Source organism: Mesorhizobium sp. L103C105A0, assembly GCF_000502215.1.
Taxonomy (GTDB): domain Bacteria; phylum Pseudomonadota; class Alphaproteobacteria; order Rhizobiales; family Rhizobiaceae; genus Mesorhizobium.
Window position 1 is genome coordinate 524,707 of record NZ_AYXF01000003.1, and the last position, 24,840, is coordinate 549,546.

28 protein-coding genes are annotated in these 24,840 nt (G+C 63.8%); 7 read left to right on the top strand and 21 right to left on the bottom strand.

Annotation, left to right across the window (positions count from 1 at the left end; all coding sequences use genetic code 11):
- Window positions 1–31: 31 nt before the first annotated feature.
- From X727_RS151565 to X727_RS151500, 14 genes are all read right to left on the bottom strand, one after another.
- Complete coding sequence (locus X727_RS151565) at window positions 32–799, bottom strand: ABC transporter permease (RefSeq protein WP_023834248.1); 768 nt, start codon at window positions 797–799, stop codon at window positions 32–34.
- Window positions 796–1,734 (bottom strand): ABC transporter ATP-binding protein, encoded by a 939-nt coding sequence (locus X727_RS151560; RefSeq protein ID WP_023669359.1) that lies wholly within the window; start codon window positions 1,732–1,734, stop codon window positions 796–798. Before X727_RS151560 ends, X727_RS151565 begins: the two co-directional genes overlap by 4 nt.
- Window positions 1,731–2,894: an ABC transporter permease gene (locus X727_RS151555; protein ID WP_023834249.1), complete on the bottom strand. Its 1,164-nt coding sequence runs from the start codon at window positions 2,892–2,894 to the stop codon at window positions 1,731–1,733. Before X727_RS151555 ends, X727_RS151560 begins: the two co-directional genes overlap by 4 nt.
- Window positions 2,895–3,210: 316 nt before the next feature.
- A complete protein-coding gene (locus X727_RS151550) occupies window positions 3,211–4,122 on the bottom strand; it encodes an ABC transporter substrate-binding protein (RefSeq protein WP_023834250.1) in 912 nt (303 codons plus the stop codon).
- Window positions 4,123–4,299: 177 nt separating this feature from the next.
- Entirely contained in the window at window positions 4,300–5,517 is a 1,218-nt protein-coding gene (locus X727_RS151545; RefSeq protein WP_023689506.1) for an MFS transporter, read from the bottom strand.
- Complete coding sequence (gene nusB, locus X727_RS151540; RefSeq protein WP_023669355.1) at window positions 5,514–6,014, bottom strand: transcription antitermination factor NusB; 501 nt, start codon at window positions 6,012–6,014, stop codon at window positions 5,514–5,516. Before nusB ends, X727_RS151545 begins: the two co-directional genes overlap by 4 nt.
- A complete protein-coding gene (gene ribH / locus X727_RS151535; RefSeq protein ID WP_023669354.1) occupies window positions 6,011–6,505 on the bottom strand; it encodes a 6,7-dimethyl-8-ribityllumazine synthase in 495 nt (164 codons plus the stop codon). The genes nusB and ribH overlap by 4 nt, the downstream gene beginning before the upstream one ends.
- Window positions 6,506–6,747: 242 nt before the next feature.
- On the bottom strand, window positions 6,748–7,365 hold the full coding sequence (locus X727_RS151530) for a riboflavin synthase (RefSeq protein WP_023823267.1): 618 nt from the start codon (window positions 7,363–7,365) through the stop codon (window positions 6,748–6,750).
- 1 nt (window position 7,366) lies between these two features.
- Window positions 7,367–8,497: a bifunctional diaminohydroxyphosphoribosylaminopyrimidine deaminase/5-amino-6-(5-phosphoribosylamino)uracil reductase RibD gene (ribD, locus tag X727_RS151525; RefSeq protein ID WP_023753654.1), complete on the bottom strand. Its 1,131-nt coding sequence runs from the start codon at window positions 8,495–8,497 to the stop codon at window positions 7,367–7,369.
- A gap of 2 nt (window positions 8,498–8,499) precedes the next feature.
- Window positions 8,500–8,994 carry a transcriptional regulator NrdR gene (gene nrdR, locus X727_RS151520; protein ID WP_023669351.1) on the bottom strand — a complete coding sequence of 165 codons (495 nt, stop codon included), beginning with the start codon at window positions 8,992–8,994 and terminating at the stop codon, window positions 8,500–8,502.
- A 138-nt stretch (window positions 8,995–9,132) separates the two neighbouring features.
- Window positions 9,133–9,717 carry a hypothetical protein gene (locus X727_RS151515; RefSeq protein WP_023821122.1) on the bottom strand — a complete coding sequence of 195 codons (585 nt, stop codon included), beginning with the start codon at window positions 9,715–9,717 and terminating at the stop codon, window positions 9,133–9,135.
- Between the two features lie 79 nt (window positions 9,718–9,796).
- Window positions 9,797–11,110, bottom strand: a complete 1,314-nt coding sequence (gene glyA, locus X727_RS151510; protein ID WP_023669349.1) for a serine hydroxymethyltransferase — start codon at window positions 11,108–11,110, stop codon at window positions 9,797–9,799.
- A gap of 170 nt (window positions 11,111–11,280) precedes the next feature.
- Window positions 11,281–12,927 (bottom strand): Na+/H+ antiporter, encoded by a 1,647-nt coding sequence (locus X727_RS151505; RefSeq protein WP_023834251.1) that lies wholly within the window; start codon window positions 12,925–12,927, stop codon window positions 11,281–11,283.
- A 183-nt stretch (window positions 12,928–13,110) separates the two neighbouring features.
- A complete protein-coding gene (locus X727_RS151500) occupies window positions 13,111–14,364 on the bottom strand; it encodes a L,D-transpeptidase family protein (RefSeq protein ID WP_023834252.1) in 1,254 nt (417 codons plus the stop codon).
- A gap of 127 nt (window positions 14,365–14,491) precedes the next feature.
- On the opposite strand from X727_RS151500, the gene X727_RS151495 reads away from it, so the two are divergent.
- On the top strand, window positions 14,492–14,743 hold the full coding sequence (locus X727_RS151495; protein ID WP_023834253.1) for a hypothetical protein: 252 nt from the start codon (window positions 14,492–14,494) through the stop codon (window positions 14,741–14,743).
- On the opposite strand, the gene X727_RS151490 is transcribed toward X727_RS151495, so the two are convergent.
- The 3 genes from X727_RS151490 to X727_RS151480 all read right to left on the bottom strand — a co-directional run bounded on the left by X727_RS151490 (window position 14,744) and on the right by X727_RS151480 (window position 16,919).
- Window positions 14,744–15,259, bottom strand: a complete 516-nt coding sequence (locus tag X727_RS151490; RefSeq protein WP_023672997.1) for a winged helix DNA-binding protein — start codon at window positions 15,257–15,259, stop codon at window positions 14,744–14,746.
- Between the two features lie 203 nt (window positions 15,260–15,462).
- Complete coding sequence (locus X727_RS151485) at window positions 15,463–15,885, bottom strand: DUF6163 family protein (RefSeq protein ID WP_023736468.1); 423 nt, start codon at window positions 15,883–15,885, stop codon at window positions 15,463–15,465.
- Window positions 15,882–16,919, bottom strand: a complete 1,038-nt coding sequence (locus X727_RS151480) for an enoyl-CoA hydratase/isomerase family protein (protein WP_023672999.1) — start codon at window positions 16,917–16,919, stop codon at window positions 15,882–15,884. Before X727_RS151480 ends, X727_RS151485 begins: the two co-directional genes overlap by 4 nt.
- A gap of 180 nt (window positions 16,920–17,099) precedes the next feature.
- Here X727_RS151480 and X727_RS151475 point away from each other — a divergent pair, with 180 nt between their 5' ends.
- Entirely contained in the window at window positions 17,100–17,606 is a 507-nt protein-coding gene (locus X727_RS151475; RefSeq protein ID WP_023705074.1) for a pyridoxamine 5'-phosphate oxidase family protein, read from the top strand.
- Window positions 17,607–17,694: 88 nt separating this feature from the next.
- On the top strand, window positions 17,695–18,750 hold the full coding sequence (hemB, locus tag X727_RS151470; protein ID WP_023724522.1) for a porphobilinogen synthase: 1,056 nt from the start codon (window positions 17,695–17,697) through the stop codon (window positions 18,748–18,750).
- Between the two features lie 34 nt (window positions 18,751–18,784).
- Here the strand turns inward: hemB and X727_RS151465 are convergent, their stop codons facing one another.
- Complete coding sequence (locus X727_RS151465; RefSeq protein WP_023693250.1) at window positions 18,785–19,111, bottom strand: DUF1330 domain-containing protein; 327 nt, start codon at window positions 19,109–19,111, stop codon at window positions 18,785–18,787.
- 176 nt (window positions 19,112–19,287) lie between these two features.
- Between X727_RS151465 and X727_RS151460 the strand changes: the two genes are divergently transcribed.
- Both X727_RS151460 and X727_RS151455 read left to right on the top strand, forming a co-directional pair.
- Window positions 19,288–19,983, top strand: coding sequence for a helix-turn-helix domain-containing protein (locus X727_RS151460; RefSeq protein ID WP_023682403.1), 696 nt, complete (start codon window positions 19,288–19,290; stop codon window positions 19,981–19,983).
- 109 nt (window positions 19,984–20,092) lie between these two features.
- Window positions 20,093–20,737 (top strand): dihydrofolate reductase family protein, encoded by a 645-nt coding sequence (locus X727_RS151455; RefSeq protein ID WP_023727512.1) that lies wholly within the window; start codon window positions 20,093–20,095, stop codon window positions 20,735–20,737.
- 228 nt (window positions 20,738–20,965) lie between these two features.
- Here X727_RS151455 and ppk2 read toward each other — a convergent pair whose 3' ends face one another.
- Window positions 20,966–21,886, bottom strand: coding sequence for a polyphosphate kinase 2 (gene ppk2, locus X727_RS151450; RefSeq protein WP_023834254.1), 921 nt, complete (start codon window positions 21,884–21,886; stop codon window positions 20,966–20,968).
- Window positions 21,887–22,126: 240 nt separating this feature from the next.
- Between ppk2 and X727_RS151445 the strand changes: the two genes are divergently transcribed.
- The gene (locus X727_RS151445) at window positions 22,127–23,170 is read left to right on the top strand and encodes an aldo/keto reductase (protein WP_023715391.1); all 1,044 of its coding nucleotides are present in this window, start codon (window positions 22,127–22,129) and stop codon (window positions 23,168–23,170) included.
- Window positions 23,171–23,190: 20 nt separating this feature from the next.
- Here the strand turns inward: X727_RS151445 and X727_RS151440 are convergent, their stop codons facing one another.
- Window positions 23,191–24,162, bottom strand: a complete 972-nt coding sequence (locus X727_RS151440; protein WP_023834255.1) for a glycosyl transferase family 90 — start codon at window positions 24,160–24,162, stop codon at window positions 23,191–23,193.
- A gap of 178 nt (window positions 24,163–24,340) precedes the next feature.
- Here X727_RS151440 and X727_RS1000000166435 point away from each other — a divergent pair, with 178 nt between their 5' ends.
- Window positions 24,341–24,499, top strand: a complete 159-nt coding sequence (locus X727_RS1000000166435) for a hypothetical protein (RefSeq protein WP_023673009.1) — start codon at window positions 24,341–24,343, stop codon at window positions 24,497–24,499.
- A 72-nt stretch (window positions 24,500–24,571) separates the two neighbouring features.
- Here X727_RS1000000166435 and X727_RS151435 read toward each other — a convergent pair whose 3' ends face one another.
- Window positions 24,572–24,805, bottom strand: coding sequence for a DUF982 domain-containing protein (locus X727_RS151435; RefSeq protein WP_245259900.1), 234 nt, complete (start codon window positions 24,803–24,805; stop codon window positions 24,572–24,574).
- Between the last annotated feature and the right edge of the window lie 35 nt (window positions 24,806–24,840).

The window sequence follows — 24,840 nt, forward strand, 5'->3', positions numbered from 1 at the left end:
AGTCAATGCTTTGCCCGCAGTCCAGCGAAGGTCAGTCGCCAGTCTCCTGCCCCATCTTGCGCGCCGTATAGCGCTCGATGGCGGACAGTCCGTCATAGATCAGCATCGCCAGCGCCGCGACGATCAGGCCGCCTTGCAGGACGAAGGCGAGATTGTTGGACAGCAGGCCGGCGATGATCACCTCGCCCAGCGTCTTGGCGGCAACCGTCGAGCCGATCGTCGCCGTGGCCAGGCTGATCACCACCGACAGCCTTATTCCTCCCAGAATGATCGGCGCGCTCAGCGGCAATTCGACCTTGACCAGTCTTTGCCAGCCCGTCATGCCGGCGCCGCGCGCGGCCTCCATGATGTTGCCGGGCAGCGTTGTGAGGCCGGTCAGCGCGTTCTCGAAGATCGGCAGCAGGCCGTAGAGAAACAGCGCAATCAGCGTCGGCTTCTCGCCGAAACCGACGGCGGGCACCGCCAGCGCCAGCACCGCCACCGGCGGAAAGGTCTGGCCGATATTGACCAGACTGCGCGACAGCGGCAGGAATTCGGCGCCCGCCGGCCTGGTCACCAGGATGGCAAGCGCCACGGCAACGATGGTTGCGGCGACGGTAGCGATCAGCACGGTCCTGAGATGCAGCAGGGTCAGCGTCAGCAGGCTGCCCTGATTGTAGATCGCCGGCGCATTGTTTTCGGTCAGCGGCTTCAACAGCGGCTCGAACCAGCCGGGATTGGTGACGAAGGCTATGAGAAGCACCACCAGTGCAAGCCTGAGCAGCGAAGGCAGCCAGGCTTTTAGACCGGCCCCTTTCATGCCGGCCTCGCCGCGCGCTTCACCAGCCCGTCGACGGTGACGCGGCCGAGCAGCTTGCCGTCTTCGCCCTTGACCGGCAGCGCCGGCCGGCCCGACCACAGAAGCTCGGCCAGCGCGTCGCGCTGGCTGGCGTCGCCTGGGATCGCCTCGCCTTCGGCAGTCCCCTTTTCCACGGCGTCGCGCACGCGGCCGAGCGACAAGAGCCGGAACGGCTTTTCGCTGGCGCCGACCAGGGTTTCGACGAAGGCGTTCGCTGGCCGCGCCAGGATCTCTTCCGGCTTGGCGTATTGCACCAGCTTTCCGGCATCCATGACGGCGATCTTGTCGCCCATATGGACCGCCTCCTCCATGTCGTGGGTGACGAGGATGATGGTGGTGCCGAAGCGCTTCTGGATCGCCAGCAGATCTTCCTGCGCCTTGGTGCGGATGATCGGGTCGAGTGCGCCGAACGGCTCGTCCATCAGAAGCACATTGGGCTCGGCGGCGAGCGCGCGCGCGACGCCGACACGCTGCTGTTGCCCGCCGGACAGTTCGTGCGGGTAGCGCTGGCCATAGGCCTCGGGGTCGAGCTGGTAGAGTGTCATCAACTCATCGACGCGGGCCTTGATGCGGTCCTTGTCCCAGCCCAGCAGGACCGGCACGGTGGCGATGTTCTGCGCAACGGTGCGGTGCGGGAACAGGCCGTGGCCCTGGATAGCGTAGCCGATGCTGCGGCGCAGCTCGTAGCCGGGCAGCGTGCGGTTGTCGTTGCCGTCGAGCTTGATGACGCCGGCGGTCGGCTCGACCAGCCGGTTGATCATTCGCAGCAGCGTCGTCTTGCCGGAACCGGAGGTACCGACAATGACGCAAACCGTACGCGGCTCGACGACCATGGACACGTCGTCGACCACGGTCGTCGCGTCATAGCGCTTGGTAATGCCTTCGATCTCGATCATGCCGTTTCAACCCTGCGCCTGGTGGCGGTCATTTCGATCACTGCGTCGAGGATGATGGCCCCGGCGAAGGCCAGCGCCACCGTCGGCACGGCGCCGAGCAGCACCAGGTCCATTGCGGTCTGGCCGACGCCCTGGAAGACGAAGACGCCAAAGCCGCCGCCGCCGATCAGTGCGGCGATGGTGGCCAGGCCGATGTTCTGCACCAGCACGATGCGGATGCCGGTGAGGATCACCGGAAAGGCCAACGGAAACTCGACGCCGAACAGGCGCTGGCCATCGGTCATGCCCATGCCGTGCGCTGCATCATTGGCCGCGCGGGGTACGCCGGCAAGCCCGACCACGGTGTTGGCCACCACCGGCAGCAGCGAATAGAGGAACAAAGCCACGAAGGCGGGCGCGGTGCCGATGCCTCTGATACCGAGCGCTGCGGCACCCGGAACATGCGCGGCGACCCAGCCCAGCGGCGCGATCAGCAGGCCGAACAGCGCGATCGAGGGTATGGTCTGGACGATGTTGAGCACATTGAGCACGCCGGCCCGCACCCGTTCGACGCGGTGGCACAGGATGCCGAGCGGCAGGCCGACGATCACCGCCGCCGCCAGCGACCCCAGCGCCAGTGTGATGTGCTTAGAGCCTTCCGCCCAGAAACTATCGGCGCGGTTTGCATATTCCTTGAGGATCGACAGGCTGTCCCACTGCCCCGATATCAGCAACAAGCCGATGGCCAGCGCCGCGAGGACGAGCACGCCGATGCGGGCCGGTGGCGACAGGTTGAGCCTGGTCAGCACGTCGGCGAGCAACAATGTGAAGGCAAAGATCAACAGCCAGAACCCGGAAGCCGGCGAGATGCGGGCGAAGGTGTTGCCGTCCGGCGTCAGGAAGGTGCCGGCGACACCGATCAGGATGGCAAGGGCGGCGAGCGCCACGACGCTTGCAGCCAGGCGCAGGACAAGCGGGGTTTTCAGCAACGCAACAATTGCGGCCACGACGACGACCGCCAGCAGCAGCGGCCCGACTGTGGCCGGCAGCGCCTCGAGGATCGAGCGCGCCTGACCGGGAACGATACGATTGGCGCGGAAGGTGGCGAACGGGGCCAGAAACGCCGCATAGGCAACGATCGCCGCGATAACCACGCCGAGCTTGTCGAAACGCAGGGTCATGGATGCCCCTCATGAGGAGCGATTTTCCACGTTGCGCAGACTACGCCGGTGATCGGCGAAAGCCGACGCGAAATCCGATCTCCCCCCTTGCGGGGGAGATGGCCGGCAGGCCAGAGGGGGGTGTGAAGGATCGCCAGCTTTCGAGCGTCGGCTTGTTCGGAAGCAACCCTGTCGAGGCACGCACCTGCTACCGGTTGTGAGGTCGGCGGGACAGCACCCCCCTCTGTCCTGCCGGACATCTCCCCCGCAAGGGGGGAGATCAGCAGCTTCCAGAGAGGGGTGTCTCGCACCAGCGTCACGATCAGCTATGCGCTGACTACTTCAAAAACCCGTTCTTCTTCAGGAAGTCCTCGGCAACGCCCTTGACCGGCTCGCCGCCGACCTGGACGCGGCCGTTGAGTTCCTGCAGCGTGACGAGGTCGAGCTTGGCGAACACCGGCTTCAACAGCGTCTCGATCTCCGGATGCTCTTTCAGCACCGCTTCGCGGATGATCGGCGCCGGCTGGTAGACCGGCTGCACGCCCTTGTCGTCGGCGAGCACGACCAGGCCGGACGGCGCGATGCCGCCGTCGGTGCCGTAGACCATGGCGGCGTTGGCGCCGTTGGTCTGGTTGGCGGCAGCACCGATTGTCGCGGCGGTGTCGCCGCCCGAAAGCGTGATCAACTGCTCGGGCTTCAGCGTGAAGCCGTAAGTGGTCTGGAACGCCGGCAGGGCTGCCGCCGAATTGACGAACTCGGCCGAGGCCGCCAAAACGACCGTGCCGCCGCCGGCGACATATTTGCCGAAGTCGGTCAGGGTCGCCAGCTTGTTGGTCTCGGCAACCTCCTTGCGCAGCGCGATCGCCCAGGTGTTGTTGGCCGGTGACGGCGACAGCCAGAGGATCTTGTTGGCATCATAGTCGAGCTTCTTGGCGGTCTCATAGGCCTTGGCGGCATCCTTCCAGACCGGATCGTCGGCCTTCTCGAAGAAGAAAGCGGCATTGCCGGTGTACTCGGGATAGATGTCGATCTCGCCGGCGGTGATCGCCTTGCGTACCACCGGCGTGCCGCCGAGCTGGATGCGGTCGGTGGTCTTGATGTTGTTGGCGTTGAGCACAAGCTGGATGATGTTGCCGAGCACGCCGCCCTCGGTGTCGATCTTCGAGGAGACGACCACCTGGGCATTGGCGGAGGCGGCCGTGATGCCGAGCGCCAACGCCGCGCCGGCCAGAATCTTGACTGAAAACATTGTGAAAACCCCTTGCTTTGGACCGAAATGCGGTGGCCGCATATGAGCATGGCTTCAACGCCCCGTCGGGGCACACGGTTTCATAACAATGGGTACAGACGCAATAATTTTGTGCGGTCGCCGCGATTCGGTCGGCGCCATGCTGACAGGTCGTGCCAAGCCAAAGATAGAACCGGATCAGGCGCGGGCTTTGCGCGATCCGGTCAGTTTGAGCGCGCCAAGGGCGACGAAACACAGGGCGACGACCGGGAAAACCAGCCAGTTCAGCATCTCCCAGCCCCAGGCATTGTAGATGGCGCCCGACATTAGCGAGGCGAAGGCGACGGAGCCGAACAGGACGAAGTCGTGGAAGCCCTGCACCTTGCTCTTTTCGGACGGATGGTAGCTGTCGGCGACCATGGAGGTGGCGCCGATGAAGGCGAAATTCCAGCCGAGGCCAAGCAGGATCAGCGCCGTCCAGAACTGCCACAAATGCAGGCCGGACAATGCCACCGCGGCGCAGCCGATGAGCAGGACCAGGCCGGTGGCGACGATGCGTTCGGCGCCGAAGCGATGGATCAGCGATCCGGTGAAGAAGCTCGGCGCAAACATCGCCATCACATGCCAGGAAATGCCGAGCGTGGCGTCGTCTGTCGACAGGCCGCAGCCGACCATGGCCAGCGGCGCGCCGGTCATGACGAAACTCATCAGCGCATAGCTGCCGACGGCGCAAAACAGTGCCGCGACGAAACGCGGCCGGGTGACGATCTCGGACAGCGGCCGGGCGTCGCTTGACGCGACTTCCGCGTGGCCGGGAGCCTTGGCCGGGATGCGCAGGAATGACAGGATGATGGCGCCGGCCGCCGCCAGAACCGGAATGGCCACGAACGAGCCGGCAAACATCACCGGCGCCAGCAATTCGCGGGTGAAGATGACGATCTGCGGCCCGAGAATCGCGGTGATGACGCCGCCGGCCAGCACGAAGGAAATGGCGCGCGCCTTGAATTCGGGCGGAGCATTATCGGCGGCGGCGAAGCGGAACTGCTGGACGAAGGCGCCGCCGACGCCGATCACCAGCAGCGCGAAAGCGAACAGCCAGAAGCTGGCGTGGAACAGAGCCAACGTGGAGATGACGCCGCCAAGCGCGGTGACGATGGTGCCGGTCATGAAACCGCCGCGCTGGCCGAGCCAACGGATGATGGCCGCGGCCGGCAACGCGCCGAGCGCCACGCCGATGTTGAAGCCGGTGATTGGCGCCGTTGCCAGCGACTTATCGGGGCCAAGCAGATATTGCCCGGCCAGCCCGCCCATGGAAATGGCAATCGGCGCGGCCGAACCGATAATCGCCTGCGACGTCGCCAGGATGATCGCCGTGCGGCGCGCGTCCCGTGCTGCGCCGGCGACGGTGCCGGTCACAATGCGTCCTTGCCGCGCCCCTCGCCCCGCACCCGGCGCGACACACGGTCGAGCACGGCGTTGGTCAGCTTCGGCTCGTCTTCCTCGTAGAAGGCCTTGGCGATGTCGACATATTCCGAAACGATGACGGCCACCGGCACGTCGTCGCGCTTCATCAGTTCGTAGACGCCAGCGCGCAGGATGGCGCGCAACGTCGAATCGAGTCTGGACAGCGGCCAGTCTTCCGTCAGCGCCTGGCGTATGATCGGATCGATGGTCGTCTGGTTCTCGACGACGCCGGCCAGGATGGCGCGGAACCACTGCGCGTCGGCCTCCCGATAAAGCGCGCCGTCGACTTCCTTGCCGAGCCGGAACGCCTCGTATTCGGCGGTGATCTCGAAGACGCCGCTGCCGGCCACGTCCATCTGGTAAAGCGCCTGCACGGCGGCCAGACGGGCGGCGCCACGCTTGTTGGCATGGCGTGTCGCGGGCTGGCCGGGCGAAGCGGGTTCGCTCACGATTGCGCTCCCAGCTTCTCCTTGAGCGCGATCATGGTCAGCGCCGCGCGCGCGGCAAAGCCGCCCTTGTCGCCCTCCGAGCGCTTGGCGCGCGTCCAGGCCTGCGCGTCGTTCTCGGTGGTCAGGATGCCGTTGCCGATCGCAATCGCTTCCTGCACGGAGAGATCCATCAGCGCGCGGCTCGATTCATTGGCGACGATGTCGAAATGATAAGTGTCGCCACGAATGATGGTGCCGAGCGCGACAAAACCATCATAGTCCTTGCCGCCCTCGCCCATGCCGTCGAGCGCAAAAGTGATCACTGCTGGAATTTCCAGCGAACCGGGAACGGTGATGACGTCATAGGTCGCGCCGGCTTCGTCGAGCGCGCTCGTCGCGCCGTCGAGCAGCGCGTCGGCAAGATCGTCATGAAAGCGCGCCTCGATGATCAGAAGGTGGGCCTTCTTCTTCGGGCGAATGAACGCTTTGCCGTGTTGGGATGTGCCTGCCATGAATGTCTCCGGGGGTAGCCGGTGACTTAGGCCGAAGCCGGTTTGATCGCAAGCGGAAGATTGCTGGAGGCGAAGCCTGGCCTAGCGCGTCTTTGGGCTGGGCGTCGGTAGCGGGCACTCGCTGCAGAGGCTTTCAGCCCAGACGAGAACAGCTTCGTGATCCACTACACGACCCGCGTCTACATCGGCCATTGCTTCGCGCGTAAGCCGCTTTTTCTGTTCGATTGTGAGTCTTGCGGCCATCAAAGCCCCTCTTTCGCCGCCTCGACTAGGCGCGCGGCGTAGCGGGCCATGGTGTCGATCTCGAGGTTGACCTTGTCGCCGACCTTGCGCTCGCCCCAAGTGGTCACGGTCAGCGAATGGTGGATCAACAGCACATCGAAACGGGCGCCTTCGACCTTGTTGACGGTGAGCGAGGTGCCGTCGAGTGCGACGGAGCCTTTTGGGGCAATGAATTTTGCCAGTTCGCGCGGCGCCTCCAGCGTGAAGCGAACGGCATCGCCTTCATCCTTCCGCTCGACGATTTCGGCCATGCCGTCGACATGGCCCGACACGATGTGGCCGCCAAGTTCGTCGCCGATCTTCAGTGCCCGCTCGAGATTGACCTTGGTGCCTGATTTCCAGCCCGACGCCGTGGTCAGCCTGAGGGCCTCTTCCCAGGCTTCGACCTCGAACCAGCGGGCGTTCGAGCCGCCATCTGGCAGCGCCGTCACCGTCAGGCAGACGCCGCCGCAGGAGATCGAGGCACCGATGGCGATCGTCGCGGGGTCATAGGCGGTGTCGATGCGCAGGCCGACGCCTTCGCTCAACGGCTTGACGGCCGCGACGGTGCCGATATCGGTGACAATTCCAGTGAACATTTCAGATATCTCTCACCCATTCGGCATAGCTGTCTTCCCCGAAGCGCATCTCGCGCAATTTGCGGAAGCCTGCCGGGATATGGTTGGCGTCGATGGGCGATGCAATGCCGCCCTCGCCGATCGCTTCCGGTCCCTGGAACAGCACGATGCGGTCGATCAGTCCTTCGGCGAGGAAGGCGCTGGCCACCTTGGCGCCGCCTTCGACCAGAACGCTGGCCATGCCGAGCGCGCCGAGATCCTCGAGCAGTTCCGGCAAGGCCACGCCGCCTTCATGGGTTTCGGTGCCGATGAAGCGCACGCCGGCACGCTCCAGCACCGACCGCCGTAGCGGATCAGCCTCCAGGCTCGCGGCGACATAGAGCGGCACCCGGTCGGTGCCGGAGACCAGCTTCGAGGCTTCCGGCAGCCTGATCTGGCGGTCGAGCACGATGCGCGCCGGCGAGCGGTTCTCCAGCCCCGGCAGCCGCACGGTGAGCGCGGGATCATCCTCCAGCGCCGTGCCGATGCCGACCAGTATGCCATCGGCTTCGGCGCGCATCAGATAGACTTCGCGGCGGGCGATATCGCCGGTGATCGCGACCTGGCCGGCGCCATGCCTGCCGATCTTGCCGTCGCTGGAAAGCGCAAGCTTCAGAGTCACTTCCGGACGCTTTTTCATGGATCGAATCAAATAGCCGGCCATCTGCTCGGCGGCTTCCTCGACCAGCACCTTTTCGACCACTTCGATGCCGGCGGCGCGCAGGATGGCATAGCCTTTGCCGGAGACGCGCGGATCGGGATCGCTGGCGGCGCCGACGACCCGCGCCACTCCGGCATTGACCAGCGCGTTGGCGCAAGGCGGGGTGCGGCCATGGTGGGCGCAGGGCTCCAGCGTGACATAGGCGGTGGCGCCGCGCGCCAACTCGCCGGCTTCAGTCAGCGCCTCGGTCTCGGCATGCGGCCGGCCGCCAACAGCGGTGACCCCTGTGCCGACGATCATCGGGCCGGCGCCATCGTCGCGAACGATTATGGTGCCGACGGAAGGGTTGGTCGAGGTGCGGCCGGCATTTCTGCGCGAGAGCCTCAGCGCCGCGGCCATGAAGCGGCGATCGAGGGCCTGCTGATCGGCCTTCCCTGACGTTTGGCTTGCCATGCTCAGCCGGCGTCCTCTTCGCTCTTCAGCTCGTCGCCTTTGAGTTCGTCACCTTTGAGCTCACCCAGCACGTCATGGAAGTCCTTGGCCTCACGGAAATTGCGATAGACCGAGGCGAAGCGGACATAGGCGACGTCGTCGAGCGACTTCAGCGCTTCCATGACGAGCCGGCCGACCTCGCCCGAGGCGATTTCAGTCTCGCCGGAGCTTTCGAGCTGGCGCACGATGCCGGTGACGGCGCGGTCGATGCGCTCGGGATCGACATTGCGCTTGCGCACCGCGATCTCCACCGAACGCAAGAGCTTGTCGCGGTCGAACGGCACCTTTCTGCCGGACTTCTTCACCACCACGAGGTCGCGCAACTGGACGCGCTCGAAAGTGGTGAAACGGCCACCGCAATCGGGACAGACGCGCCGCCGGCGGATCGCCGCGCCATCCTCGGCGGGGCGCGAATCCTTCACCTGCGTATCTTCAGACTGGCAATAGGGACAGCGCATGGAGAGCCTTCAGGTTGGCGATTCTGGCGGAACGATAGGCTTAGAGGTTTTTGCCGGGACGGCAAAGGTTCGGCAACGGCCGCTCGCGCCCTCAGAGATAGCGAGGCGGGAGGAAAATTGCCAGCCGCGCCAGATATGTCAGGGCGCGACGTCCTTGGTCGGGAAGCCGCAGGACGTTCCGAGGTTGCGGTAGGCCTTGGTGAAGCCGTCCATAGGGATGCTGGCGACGGCTTGCTTGCCGAACGTCACGTCGAGCGAGATGACCTGGCGCATGGCCCGCAACAAAGCGAGACTGGTCTTGGCCTGGTTGTCGACGGTCCAGCTCGGGCGGCCGGCATCATTGGAATAGACGGTCGCGGAAACCTTGACGCCGGGGTCACCGAAGGTCGCGGCGATCTTCTTGCCGGTCGGCAGCTCCTTGTTGGCGATGGTGAACATGATCGCCGGATAGGCATCGGGCGGCAGGGCGTCGCCGGTCGAGATCGAAAGCGTCAGCGTGCCGGCATTGCCGTTGCCGTCGACAAAGGCTGTCGAGGCCGCACAGGTCTTGTGCGAATCCTGGCCGGTGTCGAGCGCATCGATGATGGTGGTCCACCTGCCAAAGGTGTTGGTGGCCGGGATATCCGTGCCCGGCTGCGTCTGCTCCTGGGCGATCGCGCCTGACGCGGTGAAAGCGGCAAGCAAGCCGAGGAAGGCCAGAACGGCAGGATGGAACATGCGCATCGTCAGATCTCCACAGGCCGCGCCGCCCGGACAGCAAGCGGCGCAGAGCGCGGGATAAAAGACGAAGCGCCGCTGGCGGTCAACCGAGATAGGGATAGAGCGGGAAACGATCGGTCAGCGCCACGACCTTGGCCTTCACGGCTGCTTCCACAGCCGCATTGCCTTCGTCGGAATTGGCGACCTTCAGCCCGTCCAGCACTTCGGCGATCAGCTTGCCGATCTCGCGGAACTCGGCCTGGCCGAAGCCGCGCGTGGTGCCGGCCGGCGTGCCCAGACGCACGCCAGAGGTGACGAAAGGCTTTTCCGGATCGAACGGGATGCCGTTCTTGTTGCAGGTGATGTTGGCGCGGCCGAGCGCTGCCTCGGCGCGCTTGCCGGTGGCGTTCTTGGGCCTGAGATCGACCAGCATCAGATGGTTGTCGGTGCCGCCGGAGACGATGTCGAGGCCGGTTTCCTTGAGGCTCGACGCCAGCGCCTTCGCGTTGGCGGCGACACTCTCGGCATAGAGCTTGAAGCTCGGCTTCAGCGCCTCGCCGAAGGCGACCGCCTTGGCGGCGATGACATGCATCAGCGGGCCGCCCTGCAGGCCGGGGAAAACCGCCGAGTTCATCTTCTTGGCGATGTCCTCGTCATTGCACAGGATCATGCCGCCGCGCGGGCCTCGCAACGATTTGTGCGTGGTCGTGGTCACGACATGGGCGTGCGGCAGCGGTGACGGATGCACGCCGCCGGCAACCAGGCCGGCGATATGGGCCATGTCGACCATCAGATAGGCGCCGACCGCATCGGCGATCTCGCGAAAGCGCTTCCAGTCCCAGATGCGCGAATAGGCGGTGCCGCCGGCCAGGATCAGCTTCGGCTTGGTCTCATGCGCGGTCTTTTCGATCGCATCCATGTCGAGCAGATGGTCGTCCTTGCGCACGCCATAGGAAACGACCTTGAACCATTTGCCGCTCATATTGACGGGCGAGCCGTGCGTCAGGTGGCCGCCGGAGTTCAGGTCGAGGCCCATGAAGGTATCGCCCGGCTGCAGCAGCGCCAGGAAGACCGCCTGGTTCATCTGGCTGCCGGAATTCGGCTGGACATTGGCGAAGTTGCAGCCGAACAGCTTTTTGGCGCGCTCGATAGCGAGTTCCTCGGCGACGTCGACGAACTGGCAGCCGCCATAATAGCGCTTGCCCGGATAACCCTCGGCGTATTTGTTGGTCATGATCGAGCCCTGCGCCTCGAGCACGGCGCGCGAAACGATGTTTTCCGAGGCGATCAGCTCGATCTCGTGACGCTGGCGGCCAAGCTCGTTGCGGATCGAGCCGAAGATCTCCGGATCGGCATCTTCCAGCGTGGTTTCGAAGAAGGATTCGAATTTGTTCGACGCTGCCGCTGCAGTTGCCATGGCCTGAAATCCTTCGGTTCGGGGCATTTATCTATGCATATCGTTGCCCGAAACCGCTGCACGGTTCCGGGCGACATGCATTGCCGCGCCATTAACACAGTTGTTTTCGCCTCGCCACGTTTGCAGCGCGAAATTTGCTGGCCGGATTGCGCCAGAGCGGCCCTGAACCGCTATTTTCGCTCCTGCCGCCCCTGCAGCAAGGCTTCGGTGAGCGTGATCTCGGTAAACAGCGCCCGCGCCGTATGGTCGTTGATCGCGCCGCTGCTTAACATGTCGCGCACGGCGATGCGCTCGGCCTCGATGCCGGCAAGCCGCATTTCGAGCTCCAGCCGCCCGGCTTCGCGGGCCTCCGCCCGGGCGTCGTCGGCCTCGTCCGAGGTGGCGATGCGGCGCCGGTAGCCGGCGACGATGTTTTCGGCGGCGGCAAGCCTGGCGCCGGGCACCTCGCCCTGGTCGTCGTCGCTGGGGCCCGCCATGCTTTCGATGCGGGCGATGGCCGCCTTGGCGGCGCCGATGCGGGCGAGACGCTCCTCGATGGCGCTGCCATCCTCGCCCGGCTCGACCAGTCCGTGCGCTATCTTCGGCAGCGCCACGCTGGCGATGGCGAGCGAACAGATGATGACGCCGGCGGCGAGGAAGATCACCAGGTCGCGCGCCGGAAAAGACGAGCCGTCCGGCATGGCAACCGGCAGCGACAGGATGCCGGCCAGCGTGATCGCGCCGCGCACGCCCGCCACCGAGCCGGCAAGCCGCACACGCATGCCAAACGGCTCGGCCTTGCGCTTTCCCCATTTTGCCTTGAGGCCTGCCGCGATATCGCCGACCCAGATCCAGAGGAAGCGCAGCGCGATCAGGCACAGCGTCAGCGCTATCACCGTCGCGACCGGCTGGATGATCGGGTAATGGCCGGTCAGTTCGGGCGGCACGCGGCGAATGATTTCGGGAAGCTGCATGCCGAGCACGATGAACAGCGCGCCATTGTAGACGAAGGACAAGGTCGTCCACAGCGAGATCGTCTGCATGCGCGCCGAGACGCCGAGGAAGCGGAAGACGCCGGAGCCGCCGGTCAAAAGCCCGGCGGTGACCGCCGCCAGAATGCCTGAGGCATGCAGATGTTCGGCGACGAGATAGGCAATGAAGGGCAGCAGGACCATGACCAGAACCTGCGCCTCGGCCGGAACGCCGCCGATGCGATTCAGAAGCTGCAGCAGCCTGGCGGCGATGAACAACGCGGCGATGCCGGCCAGGATGCCGATGGCGACGGCATAGACGAAGGACAGCGATGCATCGGCGAAGGAAAAGCTGCCGGTCACGGCGGCGGCGACGGCGAAGCGGAACATGACCAGGCCCGAGGCGTCGTTGAGCAGCGCCTCGCCTTCCAGAATATGCATCAGCCGCGCCGGCACCAGGCTTCTGTCGACGATCGAGGACACCGCCACGGCGTCGGTCGGGGACAGCACGGCGGCGAGCGCGAAGGCGACGACCAGCGGGATGCTCGGCACCAACCAGTGCAAGGCATAACCGAAGCCGACAATGGCAAAGAAGACCAGCCCGATGGCCAGATCGAGGATCGGTCCGCGCAGCGCGATCAGCTCGCGTTTGGGCGCTCCATAGGCATCGCCGAACAAAAGCGGCGGAATGAACACCAGCAGGAAGAGTTCGGGGTCGATCTCGACATGGATGCCTTTCACCGGCCAGGCGAGCGCGGCGCCGATGGCAATCTGCAGCACCGGCAGCGGCACCCGAACCAACCGCACCAGTGCGCCGGAAAGAGCGACGAAGACCAGCACGGCGAGGATGAAGATTGCGACCTGCATGGCGCGATTCCGGCTGTTTTGAGGACCATGCGCAATTGCCGTTAGTCCGTCCAGATGGGCCTGCGGCGCAACGTCCGGCAGTGTTCATGGCCTGCATGGCTGGCGGCCACCAGTCTTCTTCTGTTGGGATGTCGAACGGAAAAGGCCACCTTGCGGTGGCCTTTCCTGAAGGAGATCAGCCGCTTAGAGCGAAGAGGTGATCTGCAGTTCGCTGGCGCCATCGAGCGCGTAGACGTCGTCGCGGAACTGCACGACGCCCGGACCCGTCGACCAGGCCGACACATAGAGGAAGTGGACCGGAACCGGGTTGACGACCTGCACCGGCGTGTTCTCGCCGGTCTTGATGGTCGCCTCGAAATGCTGGCGGTCCCAGCCGGGTGTGTCGCGCAGGATCCATGTGACGAGGTCGCGCACGTTCTGGACACGCACGCAGCCCGAGGAATCGAAGCGCATCATCTTGCCGAACAGGCTTTGCTGCGGCGTGTCGTGCATGTAGACGCCGTCGGGGCTGGGGAAGTTGATCTTCACCGAGGCCATGGCGTTGCCGGAACCCGGATCCTGGCGGAAGCGGTATTTTGCGGCATCATCCGTCGACCAGTCGACAGTCATCGGATCGACTTCGCTGCCATCAGGCGCAAACAGGCGGATATGGCTGTCCTTGAGATAGTCGGGGTTCTTCCGCATCAGCGGAATGATGTCCTTGCGCACGATCGAGACCGGCGCGTTCCAGTAAGGATTGACGATGATCTCGTTGATCTTGGAATTGACCACCGGGGTCTGGCGGTCGATCTTGCCGACGATTGCGGTGTGGCGCAGCACGACGCGATCGTTCTCGACCGCCTCGATCTGTGCCGCCGGGATATCGACCAGCACATAACGGCTGCCCAGCGTGCCGGCCTTTTCGCGCAGGCGCTCCAGGTTGGTCTGCAACTGACCGAGGCGGATCTGCGCCGAAACGTTCATCGCGGCGTAGGTGTATTTGCCCATGGCGCCGTCGGCCGGCAGGCCATGGCGCGCCTGGAAGCGCTTGACCGCGGCGTCGACGTAGGAATCGAACGATGTCGAAATGCCGGCGCTCTGCGCCAGGTCGCCCGAAACCATCAGCCGCTTGCGCAGCGGCACCACGTCCGGATCGTCGACGCCAAGCTGCAGCTTCTTGGTCGCCGGCACCTCGCCCCAGCCGCCCTGGGCGACGATGTTCTGATACTGCGCCACCGCCTGTTCGGTGAAGGCGACCGTCTGCAGGCTGAAGATCGGCAGCGTCGAGGCGACCTTGCCGCCTTCGGAGACGCGGGCGTCGAACTGGTCGTCCCAATTGCCACGGTTCGAAGACTTCAGGATATCGTCGATCACATCCTGCGCGCTGGCGGCATTGGCAACCATGGCAACGGCGAGCGCGGAAGCTCCGGAAAGGAAAAAGCGGCGGCTGGTTCTCATGGACGTTCCAGACATTCTTGTCGTGTTTGGCTTGTAGCGTTTGGCTGTTGCAGCGTTCGGCTACGTGCTCGATGTTGGGCGATATCGCCCGCACTCTAAAGTTGGCACTGTTAACAATTAGCCAACCATGACCTGCGTCACCTGGCCGTCAAAAGCGGACGGCGATGCGACCTTACAGGCGCGCGAACAGCTTTCGCCGCCGCATACCCACAGCCCTCGCTTCCACCGCGAATATGGCGGCAACGTGGCTTTGCGCCGAATTGGAAGCGCAGGCGGCTCGAAAAAGAAAAGGCCGGTGCTTTTCGGCACCGGCCTGTTGACTGAGACTTGCCTCCGGCCGCGCTTCTTCCGGCGCAACTGCTATTCAATGGCCCGCTGATTACATCCGGTAGGCGATGGTGTCGTTCCAGAAGCGGTCGAGGCGCTGCAGCGCGCGGTTCATCTGCTTGAACTCTTCGCTGTTGATGCCGCCGACCTGTTCGATCGAGCCGACATGGCGCTCATAGAGACCGGCGACGACTTCCGCCACTTCATTGCCCTTCGGCGTCAGCGAAACGCGGACCGAACGGCGGTCGATGCGCGAGCGCTGGTGGTTGATGAAGCCGAGATCGACCAGCTTCTTCAGATTGTAGGAGACGTTCGAGCCGAGATAGTAGCCACGCGAGCGCAGCTCGCCGGCGGTCAGTTCGGAATTGCCGATATTGAACAGAAGCAGCGCCTGGATGGCATTGATGTCGGAACGGCCGTTGCGGTCGAACTCGTCCTTGATCACGTCAAGCAGACGGCGATGCAGACGCTCCACCAGCTGCAGCGATTCCATGTAAAGCGAACGGATAGCCTCGCGGCGATCGTCGGATACGTTGGCGGTCTTCGCCGCCGGACGCGAATTGATCATTGTCTTTGCCTCTCGTTTGTCGCCCTGGTGATTTTTTGTTTTTCACCTTGATTGCGACACTATCGAATACTCATAAAATTCGACTTAAACGCTAGGGCTAACAAGAGCTTACCGGTAATAGGTTTCGCAAGACGCTTAACGAACGGTCACCCGAGCAAGGATAATTAACCTAAAGATTTACCCAATGGCTGCGGGGCGGCGTTTCAGGCGCGCGCGGGGCGCTTGCGCATCCAGATAACGGCGCGGAAGGCGATGTAGAGCAGCGCCACCGCGGCATGCGAGAAGACGATCAGCGGCCGGTGGCCGTACAGATCGGGGAAGCCGGCATACATGATGGTCTCGGTCACCGCGCAGATGAACCAGATCACCGGGCCCCACGACGCCAGCATCCAGAGGCCGGCGGCGGCGAAGGGGAAGAACACGGCCAGCATCACCGCCACGACCTGCCAGTGCACCGGCATCAGGTCGAAGCGCCACAGCGGGCCGGGATAAAAGCCGATCAGCCGGATCCAGTACAGGATGCCGAACAGCAGGCAATAGCCCGCTATGACGCGCTGGAACCAGGCGAAGATGATCTCGACACCCGAGGGCTGCAGCACGATGCGCCGCGACGTGACCTCGCTCACAGTTCGAGCTCCCGTTCGAGCGGCGCGAAATAGGCGTCCACCGAAGCAGCGTCGACCTCGGCCAGGCTTGCCGGCCGCCACTGCGGCGTCGAACCCTTGTCGACGAGGACGGCGCGGATGCCTTCATAGAAGTCGTGCCCGGCCAGCATGCGGTTGAGGATGCGGAACTCCATCTTCATGCAGGCTTCCATCGACAGCGTCAGCCCGGCGCTGATCTGGCGCCACGCGACATTGAGGCTGGTCGGCGAGCGGGTGCGGATGGTGGCCAGCGTCTTGGCGGCAAACTCGTCGGCGCCTGCCGCCCGCTCCAGGCTCTCGAGGATTTCGGCGAGCGAGGGTTGGGAAAAATGCCGGGCAATGGCTTCCAGCACCGGCTGGCCGGTCTCCCGCCTGGCCGGCACGAAAAAGCCGCGCAGCACCGATTCCGGATCGCCATTGGCGCAGAGCCGATCGAGAAAGGCAGCCTGGTCGGCGGCCTTGATGGTGTGGGTGGCCAGGCCAGACCACAGCGCATCGCCATAGCGAATGCGGTTGCCGGTCAGCGCCAGATACATGCCGAAGCTGCCGCCAAGGTCGGGCAGAAGATGGCTGCCGCCGACATCGGGGAAGAAACCGATGCCGACTTCGGGCATGGCGAACTGGGCGTTCTCGGTCAGCACACGCTGCGAACCGTGGAAAGAGATGCCGACGCCGCCGCCCATAACGATCCCGTCGATCAGCGCGACATAGGGCTTTTTGTAACTGTTGATGCGGGCGTTGAGCCGGTATTCGTCGGCGAAGAACTCGACCGGCGGCTTTCCGGCGCGGGCCTCGTAGACGTGCATGATGTCGCCGCCGGCGCAAAACGCCCTGCCCTCGGCCTTGACGATGACGACATCGACGCCGGTATCGCGCTCAAAAGCGTCGAGCGCCTTGTCCAGCGCCTTGATCATGCGATGTGTCAGCGCATTGAGCGCCTGCGGCCGCGTCAGCGTGACGACGCCTGCCTTGCCCAACCGTTCGAAGCGGATCTCGTCGCCGCCGCCAAAATCCATCGTCAGAGAATCCCTCCCCGCGCCTGCGGGACTGAAGTGCTAAAGGTGGCGCATGGGTGCGTCAACCGGCGGGCGCGGTTTGGATTTTCGCAATGGAACGCGACCGTGCTTTGCCCCCGACAGAAATGCGCGCAAAATTGCCGGGCAAAACAGCCTTTCTTCTGATGCAGGGACAAACGCATGACGCTTGAAACCGCAGCGCCGAGCCATGGCTGGGAGATGCCGAAAAAGTTCGACCCGGATGATGTTCTCAGCCGCCCGCTGATGGCCAATCTGGCGACCGTGACCGCTGACGGCGCGCCGCGCAACGCGCCGATGTGGTTCATCTGGGAGGACGCTGCGATCTGGCTGCTCGGCTCGACCGGCGCAAGTGCTGTCAAACACCTCGAACGCGACCCGCGCTGCGCCGTGGAGATCGTCCATTTCGACAATGAGGCCGGCATCCTGCTGCATCTCGGCCTGCGCGGCGTCGCCACCATAGAAGCGATGGCGCCGAACCGCTTCAAACGGCTGCTGCACAAATATCTCGGCCCGGAGGCGACCTGGAACCGCTGGTTCATCGACAATGTCGCCGACATCGGCCATCCGGACGGGCGCCTGATCCGGCTCGCCCCGGAGAGCACCTTCACCAACAATGTGTCGTTGTTCAAAACCGGCCCAGAACTGGCGTGGCCGCCAAAGCCGTAAGCACCGCGTCATCGGCTGGCACAATCGTGTCGCATTGGTCAGCGGCAAGGCCTCGTGGTAAAAGCCGCCTCGACCCGGAGTTTTTGCGATGAACAAATTCACCCCCGCGACGAGCAACAAATTCGCGCCGGCAAAGCCCGCCGGTGCGCGCAGCGTCGACGAGATCACCGGCAGCCGCCGCTTGCGGCGCATGCGCAAGGCCGACTGGTTGCGCCGCCTAGTGCAGGAAAACCGGCTTACGGTGAACGATCTGATCTGGCCGATCTTCGTCATCGACGGCAAGAACACGCGCGAGCCGATCGCCGCCATGCCCGGCGTCTTCCGCCTGTCGCTGGACCTCGCCGTCAAGGAGGCCGAGCGGGCCGCTAAGCTCGGCATTCCGGCGATCGCCACCTTCCCCAATGTTGAACTCAGCCTGCGCGACCAGACGGGATCGCACATCCTCGACCCGGAAAACATCATCAACCGCGCCACCCGCGCCATCAAGGACGCGGTGCCGGAGATCGGCATCATCACCGATGCGGCGCTCGACCCGTTCACCTCGCACGGCCATGACGGCATCTTGCGCGACGGCATCATCGTCAATGACGAGACGGTGGAACAGGTGACCGCCGCGGCCGTCATCCAGGCGGCGGCCGGCGCCGACATCATCGCGCCGTCCGACATGATGGACGGCCGCATCGGCGCCATTCGCGACGCACTCGACGCCAACGGTTTTTCGGATGTGGCGATCATGTCCTATGCGACGAAATTCGCCTCCGCCTTCTATGGCCCCTATCGCGAGGCGGTGGGCACCGCCGGCCTGCTCAAGGGTGACAAGAAGACCTATTATCTCGACCACGCCAATTCCGACGAAGCGGTGCGCGAGGCCGAGCAGGATATCGCCGAGGGCGCCGACATGCTGATGGTCAAGCCCGGCCTGCCCTATCTCGACATCATCCGCCGGCTGAAGGACGAGTTCCAGATGCCGACCTTCGCCTACCAGGTGTCAGGCGAATATTCGATGATCAAGGCGGCGGCCGCCAATGGCTGGATCGACGGCGAAAAGGCGATGCTGGAATCGCTGCTCGCCTTCAAGCGCGCCGGCTGTGACGGCATCCTGACTTACTTCGCGCCGGAAGTGGCGCAACTGCTGAAGGGTTAGCCGGAACCTGGATGCTCCGGGTTCCGGCTTTTCCTCACGCCTTTGGCAAATAAGGAATCGTTCCGGCGAGATCGGTATCGTCGATCAGTTGGAAGCGGCTGTCGCTGCCCTTCTGACGCTCCGCCACAAACGGAGCGTATTGCGGATCGTTGGTGAAGGCTTCGGCTGCCTTTGCCGACGGAAACGCCATGATGGCGATCAGGCTGGTGTCGAGCGGCTTGCCCTCCAGCGTCTTCACATTGCCGCTGCGGGCGAGATACTTGCCGCCATGCTTGTGGACGAGGTCATGCACCGAAGCGGCATAGGCCGGCACCCATTTGTCGTCCTTCACCTTGATGTCTGCGATCACGTAAGCGGTCATTGTCCAACTCCTCATGGATCGGCACCGGACTGCCCGGTGACGTGACCGCTGCCTCGCATGGCGGCGCCGGACCGCTCCAGTCACAGAACTGTACCGGGGGTGCCAGTACAGCTTCTGTACTGGCTGAACTCAGGTTTTCTGAATAAGGTCCGGCAACATCTTTTGGAGCTCACCACATGACACAAGCCGGTTACAAGCAATTCTGCCCGCTCTCCATGGCCGCCGAGCTGCTCTGCACACGCTGGACCATGGTGCTGCTGCGCGAACTGGTGGCGGGGTCGACCCGCTTCAACGATTTGCGCCGCGGCGTGCCGAAAATGTCGCCAACCCTTCTGTCGCAACGGCTCAAGGACCTCGAGGCCGGCGGCATCGTCGAGCGGACCGAGATCGCGACCGAGAAGGGCGTGTTCGAATACCGGCTGACCGAGGCGGGCCGGGATTTGCGCCCGGTTGTCGAGGCGATGGGGTTTTGGGGCCAGAAATGGGTCGAGGCCAGGCTGTCGCTCAAAAACCTCGATCCGTCGCTGCTGATGTGGGACATGCGGCGCAATCTGAACCCCAGTCCGCTGCCGGACGGGCGCACCGTGATACAATTCCTGTACCATGACCTGCCGGCGTCAAAACGATCGTGGTGGCTGATCGTCGAAAAGCAGGGCGAGGTCGATCTTTGCTGGTACGATCCGGGCTTCGACGTCGATCTCTACGTCTCGACCGATCTGTGCACCATGACCTCGATCTGGATGGGGCTGACGACAGTTCACAAGGAACGCGACAAGATCAGCCTGACCGGCGATCTCGACGTCGCCGGCAAGATGCAGATCTGGCTTGGGCTCAGCCCGTTTGCGGTGATGCCGAAGCGCGTGGCGGCTTGAGGTCCCTGCGCATTCCACAGATCGGCTTGCCTCTAAAATACTAGTTGCAAAATGCAATCAGTTTGAATACTGATTGCAAATCACAACTGGTCATCAAAGGGAGTCTTCCATGTCCAAACTCCGCGTCAATGCCTTCACCTTGTCGCTCGACGGTTTCGGCGCCGGTCCTGACCAGGACCTGCAAAATCCGCTCGGCGTTGGTGGCGAAGATCTGCACAAATGGATGACCGGCACCCGCACCTTCCACGAGATGGTCGGCAAGGATGGCGGCAGCACCGATGTGGACGACCGGTTCACCGTCCGCAGCTTCGACAATGTCGGCGCCTGGATCCTCGGCCGCAACATGTTCGGTCCAATCCGCGGCGAATGGCCAGACGAGAGCTGGAAAGGCTGGTGGGGCGACAACCCGCCCTATCATGTGCCGACCTTCGTGCTGACCCACTACGAGCGCGACTCCATTGTGATGGAAGGCGGCACCATTTTCCACTTCGTTACCGGCGGCATCCACGCCGCGCTCGAACAAGCAAAGGCCGCGGCCGGCGGCAAGGATGTCCGCGTCGGCGGCGGCGTTTCCACCATCCGGCAATATCTGCAAGAGAAGCTCATTGACGAGTTGCATCTGGCGGTGTCGCCGGTGTTGCTCGGGAGGGGCGAGAGCCTGTTTGCCGGGCTGGATATGCTGAAGCTGGGTTACCAGTGCACCGAGCAGGTGGCGACAGCGCTCGCCACGCATGTGACGATCAAGCGGGTGTAAGCCTCATTTGGGAAAATTGCGATCCGTCGCGCCCCCTCTGTCCTTCCGGACATCTCCCCCACGCCGGGGGAGATCGGATGTCGCGCCGGCTTTCGCCACTCATCAACGTAGCAAGAAGGGCGCCATCGGCGAAGCTGCCAATCTCCCCCCTTGTGGGGGAGATGTCCGGCAGGACAGAGGGGGGCGCGAAAGAATGCCGTCCTCTCGTGTCTTCAATTGCGAAGACGCTCAATACTTCTCCGGCACGTAAAGCTCGCGCGGCAGGACCTGGCGCTCGTACTCCGGGTTGAACACCCGCTCGGGCAGCGTGATTTCTTCGTGCGGCACGTCCTCATAGGGCAGCTGTTTGAGGAGATGGTCGATGCAGTTCAGCCGCGCCCGCTTCTTGTCGTTGCCTTCGACGATGTACCACGGTGCCTCGGGGATGTTGGTGCGGGCAAACGTCTCTTCCTTGGCCTTGGTGTACTGCTCCCAGCGCACGCGCGACTGCAGGTCCATCGGCGACAGCTTCCACTGCTTCATCGGGTCGTGGATGCGCATCATGAAGCGCATCTGCTGTTCCTCGTCGGTGATCGAGAACCAGTATTTGACCAGCGTGACGCCGGAGCGGACCAACATGCGCTCGAACTCCGGCACGTCGCGGAAGAACTCTTCGACCTGATCGGGTTCGGCAAAGCCCATCACCCGCTCGACGCCGGAGCGGTTGTACCAGGAGCGGTCGAACAGCACGATCTCGCCGCCGGCCGGCAGATGCGGCACGTAGCGCTGGAAATACCACTGCGATTTTTCGCGCTCGGTCGGCGCCGGCAGCGCCACGACGCGGCAGATGCGCGGGTTGAGGCGCTGGGTGATGCGCTTGATGACGCCGCCCTTGCCGGCGGAATCGCGTCCTTCGAAAACCACCACCAGCTTCTTCTTGTGGTAGGCGACCCAGGACTGCAGCTTGATTAGTTCCGGCTGCAAGCCGATCAGGTCGCGGAAATACTGCATGCGGTCGATCGACGGCGGATGCGCGTTCTTGTAGATCTTGGAGATCTCCAGCGACAGCGCCGGCTCCGACATTTCAAGCTCATAGTCCTCGTCGAGCATGTCGGCGAGTTCGGCTTCCAGCCAATCCCTGGCCGGAGAATTCTGCTTCAACTCGGTCATTTCCACTGCTCCGCTTGCCGGCTGACATGAAACCCTGAGCCGACTTGATATAGGCCGGCAATGACGGTTTTATTGCAACCCGCCAGCCAGCCGATCATCGCTGCAAATCGGCGAGGCATGGCTGATCCATCGCCGTGGCATGGCGACAAGCCGCTCAAATTGTCCTACAAATGGCCGACCCGTTCGGGCTGCCCGCCCTTCTCCAGTAAATCCCCACCCACCAAAATTGCGAGGACCGACATGGAATACCGCACGCTTGGCCGTTCCGGCTTGAAAGTTTCGACGCTGACCTTGGGAACCATGACCTTCGGCGGCAGCGGGCCGTTCGCTGCCGTCGGCAATTCCGATCTCGCGGAGGCCTCGCGCATCATCGACACTTGCATCGATGCCGGCATCAATCTCATCGACACCGCCAATGTCTATTCGAACGGATTGTCGGAAGAGATCATCGGCGAGGCGCTCGGCGGCAAGCGCAAGAACGACGTGCTGATCGCCTCCAAGGCGCGCATGCGGATCGGCAAGGGCCCCAATGACGAGGGCCTGTCGCGCCATCATCTGATCCGCGAATGCGAGAAGAGCCTGAAGCGCCTCAGGACAGATGTCATCGACATCTATTTCCTGCACGAATGGGATGGCGCGACGCCGCTCGAGGAAACCATCGCCGCGCTCGACACGCTGGTTGCCCAGGGCAAGATCCGCTATGTCGGCTGCTCCAACTATTCCGGCTGGCAGGTCATGAAGGCGCTCGGCATCAGCGACAGCCAGCACCAGCCGCGCTTCGTCACCCAGCAGATCCACTACACGCTGGAAGCACGCGAGGCCGAGTATGAGCTCTTGCCGATCTCGGTCGACCAGGGCCTTGGCGTGCTGGTGTGGAGCCCGCTCGCCGGCGGCCTGATGTCGGGAAAATACCGCCGCGACAGTCCGACGGCGCGCCAGATCGGCGGCTGGTCGGAACCACCGATCCGCGACGAGGACCGGCTGTGGCGGATCGTCGACGTGCTGGTCGACATCGGCGCCACTCGCGGCGTCTCGGCGGCCCAGGTGGCGCTGGCCTGGCTGCTTGGCCGGCCGGCCGTCAGTTCGCTGGTGATTGGCGCACGCAACGAGGCCCAGTTGAAAGACAATCTCGCCGCGGCAAGCCTGACGCTGTCCTTTGATGAACGCCAGCGCCTCGATGCCGTCAGCCGGCCGCCGGTGCTCTATCCCTACTGGCACCAGCAGTTTACGGCGAAGGACCGCTTCGGCCCGGCCGATCTGGTTATGGACCGCAGCGTTATCTGACTTAAGGGCGCCGGAAGCGGCTAGCCCGCGATAAACCGCCAGACCTGCGGATCGGGCTCGATCTGGCCGCTGAGCACGAAATATTTGTAGAGCACGAGCAGGCAGATCGCCTGCTCGGCCCGCTCGTCGGCGAATTTGCGGCAATAGGCGTTGGCCGCCGCAACGATGCGCTGGGCCTCGGCCGGATGCTGCTCGAGATGATGCACCCGCTCGGCCAGATCGCTGAAGTCGGGCGCCAGCGGCACATAATGGACATCGGGCTCGAGTTGCCCCTCGGCGAACCAGGTCTCGTAAGTCGGCGGCGGCATCAGGCAGAGCGAGTTCGAGCTCATGATCCATTTCAGATTGGTCGCGACATCATTGCCTTCGAGCGAGATGATGTAGCGATAGCGGCGCTGCTGATCGATGCTGAGATAGGGCTTGCGGTATTCCGCAAGTGCTGTCGCCCTCGGCGTGCCGACATCGCAGAACGGCAGATTGCGGGCTGCATCCAGCAACAAGGTGCGGATCGGATTGTTGAGTTCGCCGCGCCAAACGACGAGCGGATGCTTGTCGGCGAAGGCGACATGGTCGGCCGGCATGTAGAAATGACGGAACTTGTTCAGCTTGAACAGGACGCCGTTGCCGTTGTCGCCCGCTATCGGCCGGTCCTTGACGATCGACGGCATCTTCGGCACTTCGATGACGTCGCCGAATTCCAGGTCGATGCGCAGATCTGGGTCGAAATAACGGGTGAACTCCTTCAGATCGTAATAGTACATGCTGCGGTCCGACGGCAGCCGGCTGACCGGCACGGCCTCGGGGCTGGGGCTAAAAGGCTCCCGCAGCGTGTTGTAGTAATTGAGCCGCTGGCGGACCGATGCGTCGGAAAGCCTGGCCTGATCGAGCAGCCGGCCGAGCCGGCGCCGGAAAAGAACCGGCGGCGCGATGTCGCGCATGGCGTTGCGCGCATAGTAGATCAGCTTCTGTGCGTTTCTTTGAAGCGTGGCCATCGGTCGTTTTGATTCGAAATCGGTCGGCGGCGGCTCCAGCAACTGTCCCGCAGCCTTTTCTAAACCATTGTGTTCGCCATCACGCAAGTCCAGAACCGCTGGCATCTGCCCTCGCGGCGCTGTTGTGTTTGCCGGCCAATGCTTCTAGGCAGGATCAGGCACAGCGAAAGGAAACGATATGGCTCGACCACCGAATTACGGTCAGGAACGCAAAGAGCGCGACCGGCAGAAGGCCGCCAAGAAGGCGGAGAAGCTCGCCGCCAAGGTCGCGGCCAAGGAGCGCGCCGAGCCTGAGAACGAGGCAAGTTCCAAAACCGACACCGAGACAGAAAAATAGGCAAGACAGGATCACCGGCCCGCGAAACGGGCCGGATCCTGGCAAAATGCCGGTGTGATCAGGCCGATGTGATCAGGCCGGGGCCTTGTCGCTGACGAAGACGTTGACCTCGCGCGCGGCGGCGATGAAGGCGCGTCTTGCAATCATCGCCGGCTTGTCGCCGGCCAGCGCGTCATGGCAGGCCTGCAGCGCTTCGCGGTGCTTGGGGCTGCGCTTGCCGGGCCAGCTGTTGAGCAGGTAATCGGAAGCCTCGCGCACCGTACGCAAGAGCTGAGTGCTTCCCTCCGTGCCCGACTTAACGGTCACGGGTGTTTCAAATCGGTTGTTTTCCATGGCCGCCT